Raw genomic sequence first — 23,496 nt, 5'->3', positions numbered from 1 at the left:
TCGATTTAATTTGTTGGATTGAGTAATGAAAAACTGTAGGCGTACTTTTTTCGATAAAAGTTATCGTTAACTTGATAATTGATGTCACCAATTTTATAGGCTTTGTTGTCACGGTGATTGCTGTTAGGACATTCACTTCTTACTAATATATCGACATCAATGCCGATCACGTGCCGCCAATCATTTACGGTGTTAGCGCTAACCAACTTATTGGCAACCAAATCATTGTCGGTATCTATTGCGAACTGTACTTGCATATGTTCAACACCTGCTAGGAGCTCTTGTTGTTGAGGACGGCCATTTACAATTGTTTGCCAATAAAGAGCAGGAATTTTATTGCCTTGGCAAAATCTATTACTATCGCCAATATAGTAACTATGGGCCTCAACAATATAAGTATTCGCATTAGTTAAATCATTGTTTGCACTATTGGAACGATCTGCTCCTAAAAATAGACGAGCCTGTGAATTATCAAGGCGCAGATAGAGTTGCTCGTTATCGTAGCTTTTACTCGTTAAAAAACTTAATGAACGCAGAGTTAAAATGTCACTATGTAAATAATCATCATTAGCAATACAGGAGTAACCTGCAGCACTGTCATTTAACCCGAAAACGCTAAGGTTTAGCTCTCGTGCCCAACTTGTCCCTGCTTCTTCACAGCTAAACGAGTTAGGTTCTGTTAGAAGGCTAGTGCCCGATATATTGATAAATGGCAGCAAAGACCGCCAATATTTTACTTGTTCAATATCTCGAGCAATTAACGCATAAACGAATCGACCAGTTTCTTGCACTTGCGCCATTTGTCTTGTGTGTAAAAAATGCTTATTCATGGTTATCACTGATTGAACGCTAAGAGCTAGTAAAAATAACCCAAGCATTAGAGATATCATGATCTCAACGAGTGTAAATCCGGAGATATCATTTCTTTGATATTTGAAATTAGTATTAATCATTTCAGATGCTCATTTTTACACTGTGACATTAATACGTTCTTTTCATTATCAAACAATCTAAATCTTTCTCGCTTAACTTCGGGCAATTCAAACCAGTAGAGCCATTTTTATTCTCATCCCAACGAACAGTAATAATTGCTTCCCTATCAGCAATACGTATTTCACCTTTGCCAGAAGGCAATGAGCTAGATAGGCGTTGTTGCCAGCGACCTAAATGATAACTGCTAAGTTCGCCGCTGCTACATTCCTGACTCTGACAGTTAATATCAGTATTAATAATTTGGTTGATAGCAAGTTGATAGCTTTTTAAATTTTGTTCATTAACTAATATTTGATTTGAGATTATTTGGGTTAAATTGTTTGCGATAGAAACGTAGTGGCCGTTTTGTACACCTTTTAATGCATTGAGTTGTAACTTGGCAACACCAAGTAGGCCAAATGCCAGAACGAACATGGTGATCAATACTTCTAATAAGGAAAATCCATGAATCGAGGCTAGAGCGAAGCGATTTTGCGCAGTAAAGTTTGAAAAGGTCATCTAATCACATCCTTGTAATTAATAATTTAAACACAGTAATTAACACTAATAGTTAAACGTTAGTTCAAGATGAACAGTTTTGCGAATTTAATACTTCAACTGATTGGCTAACGAAAGTTATATAACGAGTACAGAAAGCAAAAAATAATGAGAAAACGATTAATTTTTGGTGAAAAAATAGCCCTAACTGTTATTTAGTGCTAAATTACATATAAGTCATAAAAGGATCTGTTACTTAACAAAATAGAGTTTTTAGGTAATAATGACTAAATTAACATATCAAGTTTACTGTTAATAATAACAATTAGAAGCAATCTATAGGATATTACTTTGCGATACAAAGGAAGCGCTACTAAGAGCATACGCAGTTTTGCATCAGCTTTTAGCAGGGGTATTGAGACATGAAAAAAGTACGTGGTGTTACATTAATTGAATTATTGATCACTATACTCGTCTTGAGTATATTGGCGGGTGTCGCTGGCCCGAGTTTTGTCGAATCTTTTAAAAAGCGAAAAGTCATCAGCGCAGCTGAAGAAATGTATTCCTACCTGCAACAAGCCCGATCAGAATCCTTAGCTCGATCTGCAAATATTTATTTGACCGTTCGCGGTATGACAACAACAACGTGGTCATACGGTCTCAGCTATGAAAGAAATTGTAATCCCAATCAAACTTCTAATATTTCCAGTACTGCCTGCGTATTAACCATTGACGATGGCGACGGTGTCTTTAAAGACAATCCCGATGATTCAACCGATAAAGCCGATGATAATGTCATATTTCGAGTTGACGGTACTGAGCACGATGATATTACCATGAGCTTGGCAATTAAAAGTGGTTCCACTAAATCCTTTACTATCTTTGATCCTGCCCGTGGAACTTCCAATGGTGCTAGAAACTTCTCTTTCACTAACGATGAAGGGAAAAGTGTCGTTGTTCAGCTTAGTTTACTCGGCACGGTAAAAATTTGTTCAAATGATTATTCTGAATATAAGGCATGCAGTTAATGAAAAAGCATATATCTGGATTAACACTAATCGAATTACTGTTAGCCATGGTGTTAGGACTAATTGTACTTTCGGGAGTCATTTACGTTTATTTAGCTGTGATTGTCAGTACCTCTGATACTTTAAAGTCGTCGAAATTAAATTCTCAATTAATGACTATTATGAGCGTAGTAAGTAGCGATATCCGCCGCGCAGGTTATTGGGACAATAGTGTCGATTTACTACCGCCGACACAAAATCCATTTAACATAGAAGATGACTCGCTTTTAGTGATCACGAAATCTATGTCTGACAATACCGCAATTACCGAAAATACCGATGAAAGTGGTACATGTATTCTTTACAGTTATGATCGAAATGAAGATGGTGACGTCGATGACGTCGGTGATTTAAACGAATATTATGGCGTGCGCTTAAATAATGGCGCTGTACAAATTAGAGCTAATGGTAGCGTAACCGATAGTGACAATTGCTCTAACGGCACTTGGCAAACAATCTCCGATACTGATTTATATGAGATAACAACATTAACGTTTAACCCAAAAGGTTCGGCTTGCGTCAATTCTACAGAGCCCAACGGTGAAGACTCTCCTAATGATGCGGACAGTACTATTGATGACGATGGTGAAGCAGATTGTTACTCAGTAGCCCCTGAAACTGACCAGATTACCGTTGAAACACGGGAAATATTAATTTCACTTGCTGGACAACTAAAAAGTGATAGCGAAGTAAAGGCGAAAATATCGCAAACCGTTAGAGTAAGAAACGACGTGGTAAGGATTCGATAATGTTTAGAAATCGTGCAATCAGTCATAACAAACAACGCGGTATGGCAACGTTAATAACATCTATTATCTTATTAGTGTTGATCACTTTAGTGTCATTTTATATGGCACGTTCTGTATTGATGGAACAAAAGCTGGTAAATAACGACATTCGCAGCAAGCAAGCCTTTGAAGCCGCAGAGGCTGGTTTATCTGTGGCTCAAGAATACTTTATGAAAGGAATTGCTGAAAATACAGCTGAAGGTAAGTATGTACTGACGGATGAGGATGGTGATGGTAGCAATGACACGTTTGAGGGGAATTTGGGTAATACTAGCTTTAAAGTTACATTAAGAGCTATTAATGTTGACGGTTTTATTGCCATGGGAATTTCATCAATTGGTACTAGCGCCGATGGCAGTGCGACTAAAACCATTGAGACCAATGTCGTTGCACTCAATCCAATTCCAAATATTCCCGATAACCCAATTAGTACTAAAGGTGCCTTTGTCATTGGTGGTTCAGGTACCGTTCACAATGCAGAGGGGCATAGTACAATTTGGAGTGGTGGCGATATTGATATTGGTTCGAATAATTCAACGAAAACATTGATTGCTGATCCAAATGATTCCGGTTACCCATCGTGTATGGATACGCCAAATAGTTGTGACCTAATGGAATCCTCAAACCGAGAAATGGCGGGGTTAGATGTTATCGAACACGACAGTGACTTAGCCAACTTAACCGCAGATGAAATGTTTATGAACTTCTTTGGTATGTCACCGGATGCGTATAAAGAAACCATGGCCACTCGAATCGTCGATACTGCCAATCCAGGTGAATCGACCGGAGACTGTGGCAACTCATGGGATGGCTGCGCCAATATGGCGCAAAGTGAAGTCGTTTGGATTGAAGGTGATGTAAACCAAAACGGTGCAAGTGTTGGTTGCGCAGTTAGAATGACCGGTAATAAAGCTTGTGCTGAAGCTGATGAAAGACCTTCTATAGTTATTATCAATGGCGACGCCACTTTCAAAGGTACACCGCATTTTTATGGTGTGCTGTTTGTTATGGGTGGATTAAACGGATCTGGGAACATGACCATGCATGGTGCCTTGATCACAGCAGGTGGAGCCAACACCGGTGGTGGTAGTTTGGACGCTTATTACAATTCTCGATTATTAGAAAATTTACAAAACATAGGCCCTCGCGCGGTATCTGCGGGTAGTTGGAAGGATTTTTAGGGGCAACATATGATAAATAAAAAACTCAAAGGTTTTGGTTTAATAGAAGTGTTAGTTGCACTAGCAATTATGGCTGTAGGCCTGCTTGCTATTGGTACATTTCATAGCTCTATGGTGAGCGAAAGCTCAACCTCTAAAAATAGAGGTGAAGCTATGGCACTTGCTCAAGAGCGAATTGAACAAATGCGCAATTATACCGATTTAGCCCTCTCTCCTGGTGATTTCGATAAGCTATTTGTGGTTAGCAGCGTTTATGGTAATGACTCAAGCCATCAAGGCAGCAACTCTTTATTTACCCGACAAGATAAGGTATCTGAAAATGATGATACTAAAGTTTTATCGGTAAAAGTATCTTGGGAAGATGCAAGTGGACAAACGGAAGAAGTAGAATTATCGACAGAAGTCGCTTGGCAATCTCCGAGTTTAGCAGGTGATCTAGATACCTCTAAAGCTGTCGGTCCATTAGTTAGATCGGCCACAGGCCGGGCAAAACTAGGTAAAGGTCAAGTCGGTGACGGCGATCTCGTAACCTACACGAATGGTGATACCACCGGCTTATTAGATCGAGGTGACGGAGATTTACGTTTGACTTCCGGTGATGATATCGTTCTAACGTTAGAGGATGCATGTGAATTAGAAAACGGTGATCGTACTAGCACCCCATGTACTGGTTTTGTTGAAATATCAGGAACAATTTATATGGATCGTAGTGCCAGTTCCGTTTCAGCAGATTTGATTCATGTTATTGCGTCCGATGCTGCTTATTGTCAACGCTATGTTGTTGAAAATGAAGGGCAAGCTAATGAAAAGGCAATTGCCATAAATTCAGATAATGATACTGGATACTTCACTTCTCCGAATTCAAACTATGAGTATTTTAACTATACCTGTTATTTAGGTGGTGGCTGGCACGGTAATATTGGCGTGCTAATTGATGGACCAGAGTGGGCTTGTATGGGTGACCCTACTGCCGATGACCCATTTTTATCTGAAAAAGTAGCGATTCGCCGTGTATATCGAGGTATGGCTTATCAAACTGAAACGAATAAAAAGCCTATTACTAATGAAAATGGTGATATTATTTATTATTCAATTGGTGTGGCTGATGCGTTAGTTTTACCTGAAGAAGGCCAAGCCGGCCATGACTTCGTTGTTGCTAGTTTATCATCGAGCGATGCGAGTGCTTGTACGACCCCTGGTAAAAGAGGTAACCCTCCAATGTTGCAGGCTGATGCCAATGTAGAAGGCATAGAAGGCGACTTATTTGCTGGGGTGCCAACAGACTTCTTTTGTTTGAATCAAGACACTAATTGGGTAGACGCTTTGAAAATGGAGGCATTTGGTTACTCTTTAGATAATTACTGCCCTTATGATCCGAGTGATCCGCCATCTGAGAAACATATAATTTCTGGTAATTTAAATCTGACTTATTCAGTAGAAAATCAAGATAAATTTGATAACTTTTGGATTTATACTTCCGATGGTTTTGATAACTGTTCAATTGGTGCTGGCTCAATTGTTGGTGGTGAATACATTTACCCATATGAATGTGAAGTGTATGATTGGGGAAATGGCTGGAATGGTTATGTGCAAATTACGCCTGACTTGGCTGTATTTCGTTGTGATAGATATTCAATTTATCAAAATGGCGTGACAGGGGATAAGATTATTGGTGACTTTACCTGTACAGATGGTAGTGAAAATCCGGACCCAGATCCGGACCCAGATCCGGACCCAGACCCAGACCCAGATCCAGATCCTGTTATGGTACAAATGGTTGTCACCGGTCATATTGTTGAAGCAAAAGGGTCATTAAGCTCTGTCTCAATGACCAATAGCGTTTCTTGTGTAGTAAGCGGTACAACATATGAATGTACAAGTATTGAGTTTGACGAAAGCAAAACAATTGATACTGTTGTAACCTATACGCCAAGTAAGTTTAAAGCTTGTGTTTATCCACAAACTAATGATACTGGTGCCAACGTTGCACCTGCTAGTGCAAATCCAGGTAAAGCAACAGTAACTGGCGCTGGCCCAGGAGTAATTGCAATTGACGTTACCATTAGTAATAAGTGTTAAGGAGCTTTAGTAATGAAAATGAAACCTAAAGGTTTTACCTTAATAGAGCTGATGATGGTTGTAGCAATAATCGGTATTATTGCTGCAATTGCTTACCCTTCATTTAGCGATTCGATGATGAAGGCAAGACGTTCGGATGCTCGAAGTGCTCTATTGGAAATTGCCATTCAACAGGCAAAATTACGTGGTAGCTGTGCAACCTATGGTAGTTCTCTTGCAGATGACAATGATTGTGATAGAAAAGAGGTAAAAGGCAGTGATAAAAGTCATGAGGGTTATTATTCTATTGCGGTTAGTAATGCGACCGGTAATGCTTATACACTCACTGCCACCGCGCAAGGCGTGCAGGCAAAAGATACCGGCTGTACATCGTTAACGGTTACTTTTAATGCATCTAACCCTAAAGGGCTTAAAGCGCCGGCTGCTTGTTGGTAAAAGGGCTTAAAAGGCTATAGATAGTAAAAGACCCGCTTTAAGCGGGTCTTTTTATTTTAAAGTAGCTGATATAAAAGCTGTTCACATAGCAGTGCAAATTAGCTGTTTACATTAACTATTTTAAACTTAGTCGTAAATCGTAGGAATTGGCTTACGTTTGTGTTGCGTAACATTAAATATGTTTATTAATTTGTCTGAAACCGAGTTAGACAGCTCTTTGCCCTCAAGGAAATTATCAATTTCATCATAACTAATGCCTAAAGCGTCTTCATCTTTTTTGCCTGGTGCTAACTCTTCTAAGTCTGCAGTTGGTGCTTTTTTTACGAGTTTTTCAGGAGCGCCTAATGCATCGGCTATTTGTCTTACCTGACGTTTTGATAGGCCAAACAATGGCACTAAATCACACGCACCATCTCCCCACTTGGTATAAAATCCTGTGATATTTTCGGCGCTATGATCTGTGCCAATAACTAAGCCACCTAAAATACCGGCTAGATGGTATTGCATTACCATGCGGGCTCTTGCTTTTACGTTACCCTTTGAGAAGTCTAAACGATGAGCATTTGCACTAAGCAAGCCACTACTTTCTAATACGTTAACCGCTTCGTTATGAATTCCATCAGCTCCAGCCATAATGTTGGCAGATACGGTATGACTCGGTTCAATAAACGTTAACGCAAGTTGTGCATCATCTTCGTCAGCTTGAATATTATAAGGCAGCCTAACTGCAATGAATTTATATTCACCATCATGCTCTTTCTCTTGGTTTAGCTCATTAACAGCAAGTTGTGCTAATCGACCACAAGTAGATGAATCTACACCACCACTTATTCCTAGAATAAGGTGATTTAGTCCTGAGCTTACTAGTTGCTTTTTGATAAAATTTACTCTGCGTGAAATTTCAAACTCGGTATCAATTTCTGGTAATACTTTCATTTCATCAATGATAGCTTGGCGGTTCATTTTAGGCCTCTATAGTTAAAGCGATTGAAAACACTTAGTCTATCAATGTTCAATTAAGCTGACTAGAGAATAACAATGATATTTCTGCTTGAGTTAGGTCCAAAAACAACAAATTGATATTTAAATATATTTCACTATTGTGGTTGACTGGTTTAGAGTTAAAATAGTGACTGATAAACACAACACTTAATAACTGGACGTAACAATGAAAAAAATAGAAGCCATCATCAAACCATTTAAAATGGATGACGTTCGTGAAGCACTAGCTGAAGTTAACATAACCGGCATGACAGTATCAGAAGTAAAAGGATTTGGTCGACAAAAAGGTCATACTGAACTTTATCGCGGTGCTGAGTATATGGTTGATTTCTTACCTAAGGTTAAATTAGAAATTGTTGTTGGTGACGACGATGTGGAGCGTTGTATTGAAGCAATAATTGAAACGGCTCAAACGGGTAAAATAGGCGATGGCAAAATATTTGTTACTAACGTTGAGCGAGTTATTCGAATTCGAACAGGTGAAGAAGACCAAGCAGCTATCTAAAATAACTGATTAATTTTATCCAAGAAAATAAAAAGAGGCTTATCAAAATTGAGAAGCCTCTTTTTTCATACTTAATTTTCGCTTAGGTTTGTTATTGTTATAAATCTCTAACCGCAGGATTATTTGGGTAATTAACGGTTAAAACTTGACGAGCATTGCGTTGCAATTCTTCTAAGCCTAGTTTTTCATAACACTCAATCATTATGACTAATGCTTCTTCTACTTGTTCACTCGGTGCAAAGTATTCCACGATATATCTACCACGGTTGGCAGCAGCAGCATAGGCTTTGCGCTTCATGAAAAAGCGAGCCGCAGCTAATTCATAATCTGCAAGGCGAGACTTAATCGCTATCATACGTTTGCGCGAGTCACTGGCATATTTACTGTCAGGATAAGTTATCAATATAGTTTTAAAGTCGTTGAATGCTGAGCGTGCATGCTTAGGGTCACGGTCACTACGATCGATTCCCGCCATATCTTGGAAAAGATTTTCTTCCAATGAAATATTCATAAGCCCGCGCATGTAATAAACGTAATCGATGTTTTTATGGCCGGGATTTAAGCGAAGAAATCGTTCGATTAATGCAACACCTTGAGCAATATCACCAGATTTATAGTAGGCATAAATAAGATCTAATTGAACCTGATGCGAGATAGCACCAAATGGGTAACGAGAATCAATTGCCGATAAAATCGGAATTGCTTTTTGATATAGGCCATTATCTAACGCTTGTTTCGCATCTTGGTATAGAGCTTGAGCAGATTTATCTGGCACTTTTTCAACATCTTCAGGAGAAGAGCTACAAGCCGCTAATGTAAGAAATAATGAAAGAGAAACGATTTTTAAGTTAAACTTGTTCATATTGTAAGATGTCTTTTTTGACCCTTTGAAAATAATTATGAAAGCCCTGCATAAAGCAGGTAAAATACAAATATTAATTTTTAAATTTACGTTGAGCAATTAATTGTTAATTACTTAACTTTATATTATGAGCATTCTAACCTAGCTTTTGTGTATTGCACAGTGCTAATTAACAGAGACTTTAATGACTGAAAAAATTCAACACCAGGATATCGTACCTATTGACTGTCTAGGCAAACGATTAGATCAAACAATTGCGCAAATGTTCCCTGATTATTCTCGATCTCGATTAAAAGATTGGATATTGGCCGGAAATGTCGAAGTAGATGGCAAAGTTGTGACAAAAGCGAGAGAAAAGTTAGCCGGTGGTGAGAGCATCATTTTAAGTGCTGAGCTTGAGCCTGAAGTGCATTATGAAGCTCAAGCAATTGAATTAGACATCGTTTATGAAGACGACGATATATTAGTTATTAATAAGCCAGCAGGACTTGTTGTTCATCCAGGCGCAGGTAATCCTGATGGCACGGTGCTTAATGCTTTATTGCATCATTGCCCTGAACAGCATCTTTTACCACGTGCAGGTATTGTGCATCGTTTAGATAAAGATACGACTGGCCTAATGGTTGTGGCTAAATCTATTGCCGCTCAAACTAATTTAGTAGATGCATTACAAGCTCGTGATATTACGCGTGAATATGAAGCGATAGCGAATGGTATTATGACTGCAGGCGGCATCGTTGATGAACCAATAGGCCGACATGCAACTAAACGAACCCATATGGCGGTAACTTTTTCTGGTAGGCCGTCAGTTACTCACTACCGTGTTGTCGAAAAATATCGTTTGCATACTCGTTTACGTTTACGCCTAGAAACAGGTCGAACTCATCAAATTCGTGTTCACATGTCCCACATTGGTCACCCATTAGTCGGCGACCCAGTTTATGGAGGCAGACCTCGTCCACCTAAAGGTGCAACAGAAGACTTTAGAGATCTTCTGCGAGGATTTAAGCGCCAAGCCTTGCATGCTGCCATGTTATCTTTGTATCACCCAATCACTGGTGAGTTAATGACTTGGCATGCACCTGTTCCTGACGATATGTTAGAAATCGCTGCAGCTCTTAAAGAAGATCTTCGTTTAAATCCAGTCGAAGAATATTAATTCGCTTTAATCGTTAGGTAGAGAGATCATTGAATAACATTATTGCTATCGACTCGTTAACGTTTGCTAATGTAAAAGCAGTGACGACGCAGCGACAAAATGGTGCGAGTAAAGCGCCATTTGATAGCTTTAATCTAGGCTGCCATGTTGGTGATAAACTTGAGCATGTGCAGAAAAACCGTGAAATCCTCAAAAATGACTTTTCCCCTTTAACTAACATTCAATGGTTAAACCAAGTTCATAAAAGCGATGTTGCTGTTATCAAACAGTGGCAACAGCAACCAATTACTGCGGACGCAAGTTATACCAACAAGCCTAGTATTGCATTGGCAATATTAACGGCTGATTGTTTACCTATTCTGATTTCAAATAAACAAGGTACAGAAATAGCCGCGATTCATGCTGGTTGGCGACCACTTGCTGCCAATATTATTAATAATACTATCGCAAAATTTGAATCACCTGCAAAAGACCTTAAAGCTTGGCTTGGACCTTGTATATCGAGTAAATCGTTTGAAGTTGGGGTTGATGTATTGCAAGAATTTCAACGTTTAGGGAGTTCGTATCAAACATTCTTCAAGCCATTGACATCAGGAAAATATCTAGCGGACCTGCAGGGAATTGCTCAAGTCATGCTTAATCTAAATGGTATTAATGACATATCAAAATTGAGTGATTGTACTTACTTGCAGGACAATCACTATTTTTCCTACCGTCGTGATGGCCAAACCGGCCGCATGGCCAGTGTTATCGCAATCCAACCATAAAATTTAACTTAGCTGTTGAAAAGACCTCATTTCGTACCTATCTAATTGTTATACCCGTATAATAATTATGGTTTTTAGGAGTCGTTTATGCGCATTGACAAGTTCACCCAAAAATTTCAACAAGCATTAGCTGATGCCCAATCTTTAGCGTTAGGTAAAGACAATCAATTTATAGAGCCTGCACATTTAATGCTAGCTTTACTCAATCAGTCTGGTGGCTCTGTTGCGCCATTGTTTAAACAATGTTCAGTAGATATAGGCCACCTACGTGCTGAACTTACTCAAATAATTGATAACTCACCACAAGTAAATGGAGTAGGCGGTGAAGTTCAGGTTTCTAACCAGCTCGCTACCTTACTAAATCTATGTGATAAGTTTGCACAAAAGCAAAATGATAAGTTCATTTCTTCAGAGCTATTCTTATTAGCTGCATTGCAAGACAAAGGCAGCCTAGGTGCTTTACTTAAAAAATTATCGGTTAGCGAAAAAGCGCTAAAATCCGCAATAGAGCAGTTACGTAATGGTCAGACGGTTAATGACCAAAATGCTGAAGATACAAGACAAGCCCTCGATAAATACACAGTAAATTTAACTGAACTAGCCGAGCAAGGAAAATTAGATCCTGTTATTGGCAGAGACGAAGAAATACGACGAACAGTGCAAGTCTTGCAGCGCCGCTCAAAAAACAATCCTGTGTTAATTGGCCAACCGGGTGTAGGTAAAACGGCAATTGTAGAAGGTTTAGCACAAAGAATTGTAAATGGTGAAGTGTCTGAAGGGTTAAAGAATAAACAAGTTTTATCTTTAGATATGGGCGCTTTGATTGCTGGTGCAAAATATCGCGGCGAATTTGAAGAACGATTAAAAGCAGTTTTAAGTGAGCTTGCAAAAGAAGAAGGTCAGGTGATCTTATTCATCGACGAACTTCATACCATGGTTGGCGCAGGTAAAACTGATGGAGCGATGGATGCGAGTAATATGCTTAAACCGGCACTTGCTCGCGGTGACTTGCATTGTGTAGGTGCCACAACGTTAGATGAATATCGACAATATATTGAAAAAGATGCCGCACTAGAACGTCGCTTTCAAAAAGTACTCGTTGAGGAGCCGAGCGTTGAGGATACAGTAGCCATTCTACGCGGATTAAAAGAACGTTATGAGTTACACCATAGTGTCGAGATAACAGATCCCGCGATTGTGTCAGCGGCAAGTTTATCTCACCGTTATATTAGTGACAGACAATTACCTGATAAGGCAATCGATCTAATTGATGAAGCGGCATCAAGTATTCGTATGCAAATGGACTCGAAGCCAGAAGATCTTGATAAACTTGAACGTCGACTAATCCAGCTTAAAATTCAACAAAAAGCATTAGAGAAAGAAAGTGATGCTGCGTCGAAGAAACGATTGCAATTAATGGAACAAGAGATAAATGAAAAACAACTCGAATTCGACAACTTAGAGCAAATTTGGAAAAAAGAAAAAGCTTCTTTATATGGCGCCCAAACAATTAAGGCGGATCTAGAACAAGCGCGATTAGATTTAGAGTTTGCGCAACGAGCTAGCGATCTCAATCGCATGTCGGAATTACAATATGGGTTGATCCCAGAATTAGAAAAACAGCTACAAAATGCCGCTGAAACAGACGCTGCAGACTTGACCTTATTACGTAACAAAGTAACAGATACTGAGATTGCCGAAGTTCTTTCGAAAGCAACGGGCATACCCGTTGCGAAAATGCTCGAAGGCGAACGTGATAAATTATTGCAAATGGAAGATGAACTTAGTGCTCGTGTTATTGGTCAAAGTGAAGCATTAACTGCTGTTGCGAATGCGATTCGACGTTCTCGTGCTGGATTATCAGATCCAAACCAACCAATCGGTTCATTTATGTTTTTAGGGCCGACGGGCGTTGGTAAAACCGAACTAACCAAAGCCTTGGCCAACTTTTTATTTGATACTGAAGATGCACTAATTCGGGTAGATATGTCAGAGTTCATGGAAAAACACTCTGTGGCAAGGTTAATTGGCGCTCCTCCTGGCTATGTAGGTTACGAAGAGGGCGGCTATATAACTGAGGCCGTTAGACGCAAACCTTATTCTGTTATTTTGCTCGATGAAATTGAAAAGGCACACACGGATGTTTTCAATATTCTTTTACAAGTGCTCGATGATGGTCGATTAACCGATGGTCAAGGTCGTACCGTTGATTTTAGAAATACCGTCATTATTATGACTTCTAATATGGGCTCCGATATCATCCAAGAAATGGCTGAAGAAAGTCAGTATGATCAATTAAGAGACACAGTGATGGGTGTTGTCAGTCAACACTTTAAGCCTGAGTTTATTAATCGTATTGATGAGTCAGTGGTGTTTCACCCGTTAAACAGTGCACAGATTGCTAAGATAGCTAAAATTCAAATTTCTTCATTAGCAGGGCGATTGACTGAGAAGCAATACACGTTAGAAGTAACGGATGACGCAATCGCTAAAGTCGCGGAAGCTGGTTTTGATCCTGTATTTGGCGCAAGGCCACTAAAAAGGGCGATACAACAGTATATAGAGAATCCGTTAGCTCAACAAATACTGTCAGGTAAGTTTGTTCCTGAATCGACAATTACTGTAGATGTTGATGAACTTGGTAACTTGCAAATAAGCTAAGTAAATTAAACGCTATAACGAAAAATGCCGTTATCTGATAACGGCATTTTTATGGACATTTTTTATAGGCTAATTTTTGGGAGCCTTAATTAAGTTTGTTATACAGTCAAAAAGTAGCTAATTTATTAATTAGTTTGCGTACAGTATAGTTCTATTTCCTTTTCACTCAAACGCAGTCGCTGAAGTCTTTCCGAATTTGTCAGCAGTCTTGCTTTTCCATCTTTGTCGTTAACTTCAACTTTATCAAATTCATTTAATGTTTTTAAATTTGCGCGCGCATTCTTACATTTAATATTTGAGTTTTTCACTAATTGATTTGCTAGTGTATTTTCTTCATCTGCTTTATTTGGCACTGTACCGTTTTTCAATGGCGCTTGAACTGGTGAGTACGTAGTTTCAACGACGATTTGAGAAAAGTCTTCGGTTAATGGTTCATGTTGGCCGTAATGTACTACGCCATTGTCATCAACCCAGCGATACACAGTCACCTCATCAGCTAAACTGACGAAGCTTAAACTACCAATTATGATGGCTATGAATATCCTATTCATTAATAATCCTTAAAACGTACAATATAATATTTTACCTATTCATTTATAACAGTTGTTTAAAGTATAGACAATAGAGCATACTCGAACCAAATGTTAAATTGTAAATGAATCGTTTTCAGTTGCTGATTCTACCATTTTTAATTCCAAAATGTTTACTCAATTATCCTAACTTAATGCTAAAAATAACATTAGTGGTTATTAAATGACCGAACGCGAAAAAACTTGATAAAAGTTGTTGACGGGCTGTCAAAAATCCCTACAATGCGCATCCACTTCTTCGGGACATCCCAAGACAGTGTTTTGATAAGTTTGGTTATCGATATTGATAGCAAAACGGTTAAGAAAACTTTTTTTAAAACTCTTGAAAAAAGTCGTTGACATCAAAACTGGATGGCGTACAATGCGCATCCGCTTCGGGCAAAGCCTGCTGAAGCAAAGAGTGTAACGAATGCGATTATCACTTTCTCGAAAGAGAGCTCTTTAACAATTAGTTATCATGCAATTTGTGTGGACATTCACGTTGATGTAGATTTTACCAGAGTCCTCGGACTCAAAACTTACTCAGTGAATGACTACACAAATATACATACTTAAATTTATTTTAAGTACGTTTTATTTGAAACTTATTTCTTCGGAAGTAAGAGTACAGAATTCATTGAGCCGAACCACTTGTTGGTTCACATTACACTTTTTAATTGAAGAGTTTGATCATGGCTCAGATTGAACGCTGGCGGCAGGCTTAACACATGCAAGTCGAGCGGTAACATTTCTAGCTTGCTAGAAGATGACGAGCGGCGGACGGGTGAGTAATGCTTGGGAATATGCCTTTAGGTGGGGGACAACAGTTGGAAACGACTGCTAATACCGCATAATGTCTACGGACCAAAGGAGGGGCTCTTCGGACCTTTCGCCTTTAGATTAGCCCAAGTGAGATTAGCTAGTAGGTGAGGTAATGGCTCACCTAGGCGACGATCTCTAGCTGGTTTGAGAGGATGATCAGCCACACTGGGACTGAGACACGGCCCAGACTCCTACGGGAGGCAGCAGTGGGGAATATTGCACAATGGGGGAAACCCTGATGCAGCCATGCCGCGTGTGTGAAGAAGGCCTTCGGGTTGTAAAGCACTTTCAGTCGTGAGGAAAGGGTGTAGATTAATACTCTGCATCTGTGACGTTAGCGACAGAAGAAGCACCGGCTAACTCCGTGCCAGCAGCCGCGGTAATACGGAGGGTGCGAGCGTTAATCGGAATTACTGGGCGTAAAGCGTGCGTAGGCGGATTGTTAAGCGAGATGTGAAAGCCCAGGGCTCAACCTTGGAACTGCATTTCGAACTGGCTATCTAGAGTACTGTAGAGGGTGGTGGAATTTCCAGTGTAGCGGTGAAATGCGTAGAGATTGGAAGGAACATCAGTGGCGAAGGCGGCCACCTGGACAGATACTGACGCTGAGGCACGAAAGCGTGGGGAGCAAACAGGATTAGATACCCTGGTAGTCCACGCCGTAAACGATGTCAACTAGCTGTCTGTAGACTTGATCTGTGGGTAGCGTAGCTAACGCGCTAAGTTGACCGCCTGGGGAGTACGGCCGCAAGGTTAAAACTCAAATGAATTGACGGGGGCCCGCACAAGCGGTGGAGCATGTGGTTTAATTCGATGCAACGCGAAGAACCTTACCATCCCTTGACATCCAGAGAATTTTCTAGAGATAGATTAGTGCCTTCGGGAACTCTGAGACAGGTGCTGCATGGCTGTCGTCAGCTCGTGTTGTGAAATGTTGGGTTAAGTCCCGCAACGAGCGCAACCCCTATCCTTATTTGCCAGCGAGTAGTGTCGGGAACTCTAAGGAGACTGCCGGTGATAAACCGGAGGAAGGTGGGGACGACGTCAAGTCATCATGGCCCTTACGGGATGGGCTACACACGTGCTACAATGGCAGATACAGAGGGCAGCGAGACCGCGAGGTGGAGCGAATCCCAGAAAGTCTGTCGTAGTCCGGATTGGAGTCTGCAACTCGACTCCATGAAGTCGGAATCGCTAGTAATCGTGGATCAGAATGCCACGGTGAATACGTTCCCGGGCCTTGTACACACCGCCCGTCACACCATGGGAGTGGGTTGCAAAAGAAGTAGCTAGTCTAACCTTCGGGGGGACGGTTACCACTTTGTGATTCATGACTGGGGTGAAGTCGTAACAAGGTAACCCTAGGGGAACCTGGGGTTGGATCACCTCCTTACCTTAAGTAATTTCTCAACTTCGTTGAGTGTTCACACAAATTGCCTGATAACGAACGTAAAAAGACATACTCAGTAAAATGGGGCTATAGCTCAGCTGGGAGAGCGCCTGCCTTGCACGCAGGAGGTCAGCAGTTCGATCCTGCTTAGCTCCACCATTTCTGATTTGTAGTTATATAATAGGTCTGTAGCTCAGCTGGTTAGAGCGCACCCCTGATAAGGGTGAGGTCGGTAGTTCAAGTCTACTCAGACCTACCAATTTTAACTTTACTCTGCGTTGTTTAACGACTCGTGTAGAAAAGCCACACGTCATCATTAAACGCCTTGATTAAACTTAAAATACATTGTCTTTTTATTGAGAATTCAAACGAAGCATGACGCTTCGTTTGAGTTTTTAACTCACTGTTCTTTAACAATTTGGAAAGCTGATATTAAACCCGATAATTCGTGTTTATGATCACCAGTCATAAACGCATACGAATTATCAACCAATGAGTTTCTGTTTTACAGAAACACATTTAGACAATCATTAGATTGTCGAAATTATAACTAACATAGTCGTTATGTTAGTTGTTCTTACTCAAGGCTCAAGCAGCAATGCTTGAGATAGATAACTTGTTGATAAGTTATCTCATTCTTATTGAATGCGTGAAAATGTCAGACGTACATTCAGATTTGGTTTTGTCACCAAGTCACTCGAAAGTTGAAAGACTGGTTGGGGTTGTATGGTTAAGTGACTAAGCGTATGTGGTGGATGCCTTGGCAGTTAGAGGCGATGAAAGACGTGTTAATCTGCGATAAGCGAAGACAAGGTGATAAAAACCGTTATAGTCTTCGATTTCTGAATGGGGAAACCCACCCGTCGTAAGGCGGGTATCGTAACGTGAATACATAGCGTTATGAGGCGAACCGGGAGAACTGAAACATCTAAGTACCCCGAGGAAAAGAAATCAACCGAGATTTCGTTAGTAGCGGCGAGCGAACGCGAATTAGCCCTTAAGTGGTTTGTAAGTTAGTGGAATGTTCTGGAAAGGACAGCGATACAGGGTGATAGCCCCGTACACGAAAATAAACTTACCATGAAATCGAGTAGGTCGGGACACGAGAAATCTTGACTGAATATGGGGGGACCATCCTCCAAGGCTAAATACTCCTAACTGACCGATAGTGAACCAGTACCGTGAGGGAAAGGCGAAAAGAACCCCTGTGAGGGGAGTGAAATAGAACCTGAAACCGCATACGTACAAGCAGTGGAAGCCGGATTTAGTCCGGTGCCTGCGTACCTTTTGTATAATGGGTCAGCGACTTATGTTCTGTAGCAAGGTTAACCGATTAGGGGAGCCGTAGCGAAAGCGAGTGTTAACTGCGCGTTTAGTTGCAGGGCATAGACCCGAAACCCGGCGATCTACCCATGGGCAGGTTGAAGGTTGAGTAACATCAACTGGAGGACCGAACACACGTATGTTGAAAAATGCGGTGATGACTTGTGGGTCGGAGTGAAAGGCTAATCAAGCCGGGAGATAGCTGGTTCTCCCCGAAATCTATTTAGGTAGAGCCTCGGACGAATACCATTGGGGGTAGAGCACTGTTAAGGCTAGGGGGTCATCCCGACTTACCAACCCTTTGCAAACTCCGAATACCAATGAGTACTATCCGGGAGACACACTATGGGTGCTAACGTCCATAGTGGAAAGGGAAACAACCCAGACCGCCAGCTAAGGTCCCAAAGTCATAGTTAAGTGGGAAACGATGTGGAAAGGCATAGACAGCTAGGAGGTTGGCTTAGAAGCAGCCACCCTTTAAAGAAAGCGTAATAGCTCACTAGTCGAGTCGGTCTGCGCGGAAGATGTAACGGGGCTAAACTATGCACCGAAGCTGCGGATTCTTACATTAGTAAGAGTGGTAGGGGAGCGTTCTGTAAGCCGTTGAAGGTGAATCGTAAGGTTTGCTGGAGGTATCAGAAGTGCGAATGCTGACATGAGTAACGATAAGGGGAGTGAAAAACTCCCCCGCCGAAAGACCAAGGTTTCCTGTCCCATGTTAATCAGGGCAGGGTAAGTCGGCCCCTAAGGCGAGGCGGAAACGCGTAGTCGATGGGAAACAGATTAATATTTCTGTACTTCTATATATTGCGAAGGAGGGACGGAGCAGGCTAAGCAAGCATGGCGTTGGTTGTCCATGTGAAAGTATGTAGGTGGGTGTCTTAGGTAAATCCGGGACGCTGTTAACACTGAGATACGAGACGAGACTCTACGGAGTTGAAGTTGTTGATGCCTTACTTCCAGGAAAAGCTTCTAAGCATCAGATATATAGGAACCGTACCCCAAACCGACACAGGTGGTTAGGTAGAGAATACTAAGGCGCTTGAGAGAACTCGGGTGAAGGAACTAGGCAAAATAGTACCGTAACTTCGGGAGAAGGTACGCTCTCTAGTGTGAATCCCTTGCGGAGTAAGCACAGGAGAGTCGAAGTAACCAGGTGGCTGGAACTGTTTATTAAAAACACAGCACTGTGCAAAATCGAAAGATGACGTATACGGTGTGACGCCTGCCCGGTGCCGGAAGGTTAATTGATTGGGTTAGCTTCTGCGAAGCTCATGATCGAAGCCCCGGTAAACGGCGGCCGTAACTATAACGGTCCTAAGGTAGCGAAATTCCTTGTCGGGTAAGTTCCGACCTGCACGAATGGCGTAATCATGGCCACACTGTCTCCACCCGAGACTCAGTGAAATTGAATTTGCGGTTAAGATGCCGTATACCCGCGGCTAGACGGAAAGACCCCGTGAACCTTTACTATAGCTTGACAGTGAACATTGCTCCTACATGTGTAGGATAGGTGGGAGGCTTTGAAACCGCGTCGCTAGATGTGGTGGAGCCAATCTTGAAATACCACCCTTGTATGCGTGATGTTCTAACCTGGGGCCCTTATCGGGCCTGGGGACACTGTCTGGTGGGTAGTTTGACTGGGGCGGTCTCCTCCCAAAGAGTAACGGAGGAGCACGAAGGTTGGCTAAGTATGGTCGGACATCATACGGTTAGTGCAATGGCATAAGCCAGCTTAACTGCGAGACAGACACGTCGAGCAGGTACGAAAGTAGGTCATAGTGATCCGGTGGTTCTGTATGGAAGGGCCATCGCTCAACGGATAAAAGGTACTCCGGGGATAACAGGCTGATACCGCCCAAGAGTTCATATCGACGGCGGTGTTTGGCACCTCGATGTCGGCTCATCACATCCTGGGGCTGAAGTCGGTCCCAAGGGTATGGCTGTTCGCCATTTAAAGTGGTACGCGAGCTGGGTTTAGAACGTCGTGAGACAGTTCGGTCCCTATCTGCCGTGGGCGTTTGAGAATTGAAGAGGGCTGCTCCTAGTACGAGAGGACCGGAGTGGACGAACCCCTGGTGTTCCGGTTGTCACGCCAGTGGCATTGCCGGGTAGCTACGTTCGGAACTGATAACCGCTGAAAGCATCTAAGCGGGAAGCAGGCTTTGAGATGAGTTCTCACTGGGACTTTAAGTCCCCTAAAGGGTCGTTGGAGACTACAACGTTGATAGGTCAGGTGTGTAAGTCCTGTGAGGGATTGAGCTAACTGATACTAATTGCCCGTGAGGCTTAACCATACAACACCCAAACAGTTTTGTTTGAGTATGCACTGAAATTGTTCCAGACAATTTCTAGCACTTCCTCCATCCATGGAGGTCGTATGTTGTATGTTGTTTGACACTCTTTGAAAGAGAGTTCACGCATTATATAAAGAATACTTGAGAAAACGTTTAATATCGACTTCCTGAACTTGTTTCAGGATCTCATTCAGCTTTCGAAATTGGTCTTATTCGTTCCATACGAATTAAGACACTTCCTCCATCCGTGGAGGTCGTATACAAGTTTTTGTCTGGCGACCATAGCATTGTGGCCCCACCTGATCCCATGCCGAACTCAGAAGTGAAACGCAATTGCGCCGATGGTAGTGTGGGAGTTCCCATGTGAGAGTAGGTCATCGCCAGACTCCTAATTCATACAAAGCAAGGCTTTGTTTGGGTTTGGCGAATGACCCGTAGGTCACCGCTCTTTGCCATCCATGGCATCGCGGCATTTGAACATCCATGTTCTTCATCGCCAGGCTCCTAATTCGAAAAGCCCGTCTAATAGACGGGCTTTTTACTCTAAACTTTAAGCTAAGTTGATTTTAAAAATCTATTTAGCTTAATGTTTAATAAAAGTTTTTGTCTAGCGACAATAGCATTGTGGCCCCACCTGATCCCATGCCGAACTCAGAAGTGAAACGCAATTGCGCCGATGGTAGTGTGGGAGTTCCCATGTGAGAGTAGGTCATCGCTAGACTCCTATTTCGAAAAGCCCGCTCACTTGAGCGGGCTTTTTTCGTTTTCAATTATAGTGCGCCTAATGGCTCGACCTACTGCGTAGTTATCAAAAATATGCTTCCTGCATTTTTGATATTCACCACATCCATGTGGCTTATCGCTAGACTCCTATTTCGAAAAGCCCGCTCACTTGAGCGGGCTTTTTTCGTTTTCAATTATAGTGCGCCTAATGGCTCGACCTACTGCGTAGTTATCAAAAATATGCTTCCTGCATTTTTGATATTCACCACATCCATGTGGCTTATCGCTAGACTCCTATTTCGAAAAGCCCGCTCACTTGAGCGGGCTTTTTTCGTTTTCAATTATAGTGCGCCTAATGGCTCGACCTACTGCGTAGTTATCAAAAATATGCTTCCTGCATTTTTGATATTCACCACATCCATGTGGCTTATTGCTAGACTTCCAATACAAGAAAGCCCCTAGTTAACGCTAGGGGCTTTCTTACGAACATAGCTACAGAAACGACTAAGAAGCAATGTTACGTCTCAGGCTATCTTTATATTTATTCAAATACTTTACAGAATTGTCAGCGCCAACACTCTTTGCAAATTGAATTAAAGATAAGTTATTACACTTAATTTTACTCGTAGCAGCATTAACACTAAGATTATTTTGCTCAAGTGTCTTAATCAATTTAACTCGACTATTAGATGCTGCAGCAGAGCAAACGTCAATAAGAGCGACTTCTTGATTTAATGTAATATTTGCTTGCGCAATTGGAGTGGCTAAAGATAATACAAGAGCTAATTTAAGATTTTTCATAGATTTCCTTATTCTTTTATTTATTAATGCGATGTTACCATTGGTGTTAACTGGTTACAATTTGCTAACGCAATTAATAGTAGTTTGCAGTTTTCGAAAAATTAATTGAGTGATATGAATGCTTTACTGTATATAATTCAATTCCTTGCTAAAATAGGCAATAACTTTCCAAATAGAATATTTATCAATGGCAATTAACTGGTTTCCTGGGCATATGCATAAAGCCCAAAAAGAGATTAAAGAAATTATTCATCAAATTGATGTAGTAATTGAAGTGTGTGATGCTCGCTTACCGTTTAGTAGTGAAAATCCGATGATAACTTCTATTCGCGGCGATAAACCACTTATAAAAATTTTGAATAAAAGTGATTTAGCCGATCCTAAGCTTACAAAGGTATGGATTGATTACCTGCAGTCACAACATAACGTGAAAGCAATCGCTCTAACGACGGAAGAACCAAGTGGTGCTCGTAATATCGCAGAGCTTATTAAAAAATTGGTACCAAGTAAAAACGAAGATGGTAAGCAAATCAATGCCATGATTATGGGTATACCAAATGTAGGTAAATCAACTCTGATCAATAGTCTTGTTGGTAAAACAAAAGCTAAGGTTGGTAATGAGCCAGCAGTAACCAAGGCTCAACAACGAATCAGGTTAGAAGAAGGGGTTTATTTATATGATACACCAGGGATGCTTTGGCCAAAAATAGCAAATGAAAATAGTGGTTATCGCTTAGCCGTATCTGGAGGTGTTAAAGATACAGCGTTTGATCATGAGGAGATAGCTTGTTTTGCCGCAGAGTATTTACTTGAAGCCTACCCAGAACTGTTAAAGGCGAGATATAATATTGAAGATTTACCAGAACAAGAAGTAGAATTTTTAGAAAAGCTAGGTAGAAAGAGAGGCTGCGTTAGAAGTGGTGGCCATGTTGATTTTCATAAAGCGTCTGAAATTCTAATTAATGAAATACGTGATAAGACCTTAGGTAATATTACTTTTGAAACACCAGATATGGTTGAAAAAGAGAATATTTACTTTGAAGAATATCAAGCAAAGAAAATCGCAGAAAGAGAAGCCAAAAAATTGGCTCGTGGACGCGGTAGAAAAAACAAGCCAAAGAAGAAAAAGAGTAGTAAGTAAACTTATTAAGGAGTGAATATGTCTGAAGAGTTCGAATTGCATGCAGATTTGGAGCGAGATGGTATAGAGGTTGCTGATTTACCATTGTGTAAATTGTTATTATGCAACGATAGTCAATATCCTTGGTTTATTATGGTTCCTCGAGTAGTTGGCGTTAAAGATATATACGAACTAAATTGGCAAGATCAACAACAGTTTCTAAATGAATCGAGTGCTGTATCTGAGTTATTAATGCAAGTGTTCGATGGTGAGAAAATGAATGTCGCAGCATTAGGTAATGTTACACCTCAGCTTCATATCCATCATATTGTACGCTTCAGTCACGATCCAAGTTGGCCTAAACCTATCTGGGGACAGCTGCCATTGAAGCCTTATTCAAATGAACAAGTACAAAGTATAAAAGATAGGTTGATCCCGATGCTTGCGGAAGTGATGGGTAATTAGTGTAAGAAGT

17 protein-coding genes, 2 tRNA genes, 4 rRNA genes and 1 pseudogene are annotated in these 23,496 nt (G+C 41.1%); 17 read left to right on the top strand and 7 right to left on the bottom strand.

The features are described 5' to 3' along the window. Positions 1-5 precede the first annotated feature (5 nt). The 3 genes and pseudogenes from LT090_RS11790 to pilV form a co-directional block, all read right to left on the bottom strand. Positions 6-830 carry a PilW family protein gene (locus LT090_RS11790; protein WP_068545771.1) on the bottom strand — a complete coding sequence of 275 codons (825 nt, stop codon included), beginning with the start codon at positions 828-830 and terminating at the stop codon, positions 6-8. 27 nt (positions 831-857) lie between these two features. After that, positions 858-953: pseudogene (locus LT090_RS17290) on the bottom strand (prepilin-type N-terminal cleavage/methylation domain-containing protein); the annotation flags it as partial. Positions 954-981: 28 nt separating this feature from the next. Further along, a complete protein-coding gene (gene pilV, locus LT090_RS11785) occupies positions 982-1,491 on the bottom strand; it encodes a type IV pilus modification protein PilV (RefSeq protein WP_068545773.1) in 510 nt (169 codons plus the stop codon). Positions 1,492-1,892: 401 nt separating this feature from the next. Here pilV and LT090_RS11780 point away from each other — a divergent pair, with 401 nt between their 5' ends. The 5 genes from LT090_RS11780 to LT090_RS11760 are packed head-to-tail and all read left to right on the top strand — an operon-like array spanning position 1,893 to position 7,020. Continuing rightward, positions 1,893-2,498 carry a GspH/FimT family pseudopilin gene (locus LT090_RS11780; RefSeq protein ID WP_068545774.1) on the top strand — a complete coding sequence of 202 codons (606 nt, stop codon included), beginning with the start codon at positions 1,893-1,895 and terminating at the stop codon, positions 2,496-2,498. Continuing rightward, on the top strand, positions 2,498-3,286 hold the full coding sequence (locus LT090_RS11775; RefSeq protein WP_068545775.1) for a PilW family protein: 789 nt from the start codon (positions 2,498-2,500) through the stop codon (positions 3,284-3,286). Before LT090_RS11780 ends, LT090_RS11775 begins: the two co-directional genes overlap by 1 nt. Further along, positions 3,286-4,506: a pilus assembly PilX family protein gene (locus LT090_RS11770; protein WP_068545777.1), complete on the top strand. Its 1,221-nt coding sequence runs from the start codon at positions 3,286-3,288 to the stop codon at positions 4,504-4,506. The genes LT090_RS11775 and LT090_RS11770 overlap by 1 nt, the downstream gene beginning before the upstream one ends. 9 nt (positions 4,507-4,515) lie before the next feature. After that, on the top strand, positions 4,516-6,585 hold the full coding sequence (locus LT090_RS11765; protein WP_068545779.1) for a type IV pilus modification PilV family protein: 2,070 nt from the start codon (positions 4,516-4,518) through the stop codon (positions 6,583-6,585). Positions 6,586-6,603: 18 nt separating this feature from the next. After that, the gene (locus LT090_RS11760) at positions 6,604-7,020 is read left to right on the top strand and encodes a type IV pilin protein (RefSeq protein ID WP_415918828.1); all 417 of its coding nucleotides are present in this window, start codon (positions 6,604-6,606) and stop codon (positions 7,018-7,020) included. A 126-nt stretch (positions 7,021-7,146) separates the two neighbouring features. Here the strand turns inward: LT090_RS11760 and nadE are convergent, their stop codons facing one another. Continuing rightward, positions 7,147-7,983 (bottom strand): ammonia-dependent NAD(+) synthetase, encoded by an 837-nt coding sequence (gene nadE, locus LT090_RS11755; RefSeq protein ID WP_068545782.1) that lies wholly within the window; start codon positions 7,981-7,983, stop codon positions 7,147-7,149. Between the two features lie 205 nt (positions 7,984-8,188). Here nadE and glnB point away from each other — a divergent pair, with 205 nt between their 5' ends. Beyond that, entirely contained in the window at positions 8,189-8,527 is a 339-nt protein-coding gene (gene glnB, locus LT090_RS11750) for a nitrogen regulatory protein P-II (RefSeq protein WP_068545783.1), read from the top strand. 97 nt (positions 8,528-8,624) lie between these two features. On the opposite strand, the gene LT090_RS11745 is transcribed toward glnB, so the two are convergent. Continuing rightward, entirely contained in the window at positions 8,625-9,389 is a 765-nt protein-coding gene (locus LT090_RS11745; RefSeq protein ID WP_068545786.1) for an outer membrane protein assembly factor BamD, read from the bottom strand. Positions 9,390-9,573: 184 nt separating this feature from the next. Here LT090_RS11745 and rluD point away from each other — a divergent pair, with 184 nt between their 5' ends. From rluD to clpB, 3 genes are all read left to right on the top strand, one after another. Then, positions 9,574-10,548, top strand: a complete 975-nt coding sequence (gene rluD / locus LT090_RS11740; protein WP_068545788.1) for a 23S rRNA pseudouridine(1911/1915/1917) synthase RluD — start codon at positions 9,574-9,576, stop codon at positions 10,546-10,548. A gap of 29 nt (positions 10,549-10,577) precedes the next feature. Beyond that, positions 10,578-11,315 carry a peptidoglycan editing factor PgeF gene (gene pgeF / locus LT090_RS11735; RefSeq protein WP_082897109.1) on the top strand — a complete coding sequence of 246 codons (738 nt, stop codon included), beginning with the start codon at positions 10,578-10,580 and terminating at the stop codon, positions 11,313-11,315. A gap of 87 nt (positions 11,316-11,402) precedes the next feature. Beyond that, complete coding sequence (clpB, locus tag LT090_RS11730) at positions 11,403-13,976, top strand: ATP-dependent chaperone ClpB (protein ID WP_068545790.1); 2,574 nt, start codon at positions 11,403-11,405, stop codon at positions 13,974-13,976. Positions 13,977-14,101: 125 nt separating this feature from the next. Here the strand turns inward: clpB and LT090_RS11725 are convergent, their stop codons facing one another. After that, on the bottom strand, positions 14,102-14,527 hold the full coding sequence (locus tag LT090_RS11725; protein ID WP_068545791.1) for a DUF4124 domain-containing protein: 426 nt from the start codon (positions 14,525-14,527) through the stop codon (positions 14,102-14,104). Positions 14,528-15,219: 692 nt separating this feature from the next. Here LT090_RS11725 and LT090_RS11720 point away from each other — a divergent pair. The 6 genes from LT090_RS11720 (at position 15,220) to rrf (LT090_RS11695) (ending at position 21,098) form a co-directional block, all read left to right on the top strand. Next, positions 15,220-16,760, top strand: a 16S ribosomal RNA gene (locus LT090_RS11720). Positions 16,761-16,840: 80 nt separating this feature from the next. Further along, positions 16,841-16,916 (top strand) — tRNA-Ala (locus LT090_RS11715). Between the two features lie 23 nt (positions 16,917-16,939). Further along, positions 16,940-17,016: transfer RNA gene (locus LT090_RS11710), tRNA-Ile, on the top strand. 469 nt (positions 17,017-17,485) lie between these two features. Then, positions 17,486-20,377: ribosomal RNA gene (locus LT090_RS11705) — 23S ribosomal RNA — on the top strand. 271 nt (positions 20,378-20,648) lie between these two features. Beyond that, positions 20,649-20,763: ribosomal RNA gene (gene rrf / locus LT090_RS11700) — 5S ribosomal RNA — on the top strand. A 220-nt stretch (positions 20,764-20,983) separates the two neighbouring features. After that, positions 20,984-21,098 (top strand): 5S ribosomal RNA (rrf, locus tag LT090_RS11695). The 16S, 23S and 5S rRNA genes sit together here with 2 tRNA genes alongside, the layout of an rRNA operon. 506 nt (positions 21,099-21,604) lie before the next feature. Here rrf (LT090_RS11695) and LT090_RS11690 read toward each other — a convergent pair. Further along, entirely contained in the window at positions 21,605-21,901 is a 297-nt protein-coding gene (locus LT090_RS11690; RefSeq protein ID WP_068547370.1) for a DUF3718 domain-containing protein, read from the bottom strand. A gap of 187 nt (positions 21,902-22,088) precedes the next feature. On the opposite strand from LT090_RS11690, the gene ylqF reads away from it, so the two are divergent. Continuing rightward, positions 22,089-23,042: a ribosome biogenesis GTPase YlqF gene (gene ylqF / locus LT090_RS11685; protein ID WP_068547368.1), complete on the top strand. Its 954-nt coding sequence runs from the start codon at positions 22,089-22,091 to the stop codon at positions 23,040-23,042. An 18-nt stretch (positions 23,043-23,060) separates the two neighbouring features. Continuing rightward, a complete protein-coding gene (locus LT090_RS11680; RefSeq protein WP_068547366.1) occupies positions 23,061-23,486 on the top strand; it encodes an HIT domain-containing protein in 426 nt (141 codons plus the stop codon). The last annotated feature ends 10 nt before the right edge of the window (positions 23,487-23,496 follow it).

It is taken from the genome of Thalassotalea crassostreae (assembly GCF_001831495.1).
GTDB lineage: Bacteria > Pseudomonadota > Gammaproteobacteria > Enterobacterales > Alteromonadaceae > Thalassotalea_A > Thalassotalea_A crassostreae.
The sequence above is the reverse complement of the archived record's forward strand: the minus strand, read 5'-3'. Positions and strand labels throughout refer to the sequence as shown.

Bases quoted from the DNA above. Each gene is read 5' to 3' on its own strand.
- LT090_RS11790 (WP_068545771.1), bottom strand. From the start codon at position 830: ATGAATAAGCATTTTTTACACACAAGACAAATGGCGCAAGTGCAAGAA.
- pilV (WP_068545773.1), bottom strand. From the start codon at position 1,491: ATGACCTTTTCAAACTTTACTGCGCAAAATCGCTTCGCTCTAGCCTCG.
- LT090_RS11780 (WP_068545774.1), top strand. From the start codon at position 1,893: ATGAAAAAAGTACGTGGTGTTACATTAATTGAATTATTGATCACTATA.
- LT090_RS11775 (WP_068545775.1), top strand. From the start codon at position 2,498: ATGAAAAAGCATATATCTGGATTAACACTAATCGAATTACTGTTAGCC.
- LT090_RS11770 (WP_068545777.1), top strand. From the start codon at position 3,286: ATGTTTAGAAATCGTGCAATCAGTCATAACAAACAACGCGGTATGGCA.
- LT090_RS11765 (WP_068545779.1), top strand. From the start codon at position 4,516: ATGATAAATAAAAAACTCAAAGGTTTTGGTTTAATAGAAGTGTTAGTT.
- LT090_RS11760 (WP_415918828.1), top strand. From the start codon at position 6,604: ATGAAACCTAAAGGTTTTACCTTAATAGAGCTGATGATGGTTGTAGCA.
- nadE (WP_068545782.1), bottom strand. From the start codon at position 7,983: ATGAACCGCCAAGCTATCATTGATGAAATGAAAGTATTACCAGAAATT.
- glnB (WP_068545783.1), top strand. From the start codon at position 8,189: ATGAAAAAAATAGAAGCCATCATCAAACCATTTAAAATGGATGACGTT.
- LT090_RS11745 (WP_068545786.1), bottom strand. From the start codon at position 9,389: ATGAACAAGTTTAACTTAAAAATCGTTTCTCTTTCATTATTTCTTACA.
- rluD (WP_068545788.1), top strand. From the start codon at position 9,574: ATGACTGAAAAAATTCAACACCAGGATATCGTACCTATTGACTGTCTA.
- clpB (WP_068545790.1), top strand. From the start codon at position 11,403: ATGCGCATTGACAAGTTCACCCAAAAATTTCAACAAGCATTAGCTGAT.
- LT090_RS11725 (WP_068545791.1), bottom strand. From the start codon at position 14,527: ATGAATAGGATATTCATAGCCATCATAATTGGTAGTTTAAGCTTCGTC.
- LT090_RS11690 (WP_068547370.1), bottom strand. From the start codon at position 21,901: ATGAAAAATCTTAAATTAGCTCTTGTATTATCTTTAGCCACTCCAATT.
- ylqF (WP_068547368.1), top strand. From the start codon at position 22,089: ATGGCAATTAACTGGTTTCCTGGGCATATGCATAAAGCCCAAAAAGAG.
- LT090_RS11680 (WP_068547366.1), top strand. From the start codon at position 23,061: ATGTCTGAAGAGTTCGAATTGCATGCAGATTTGGAGCGAGATGGTATA.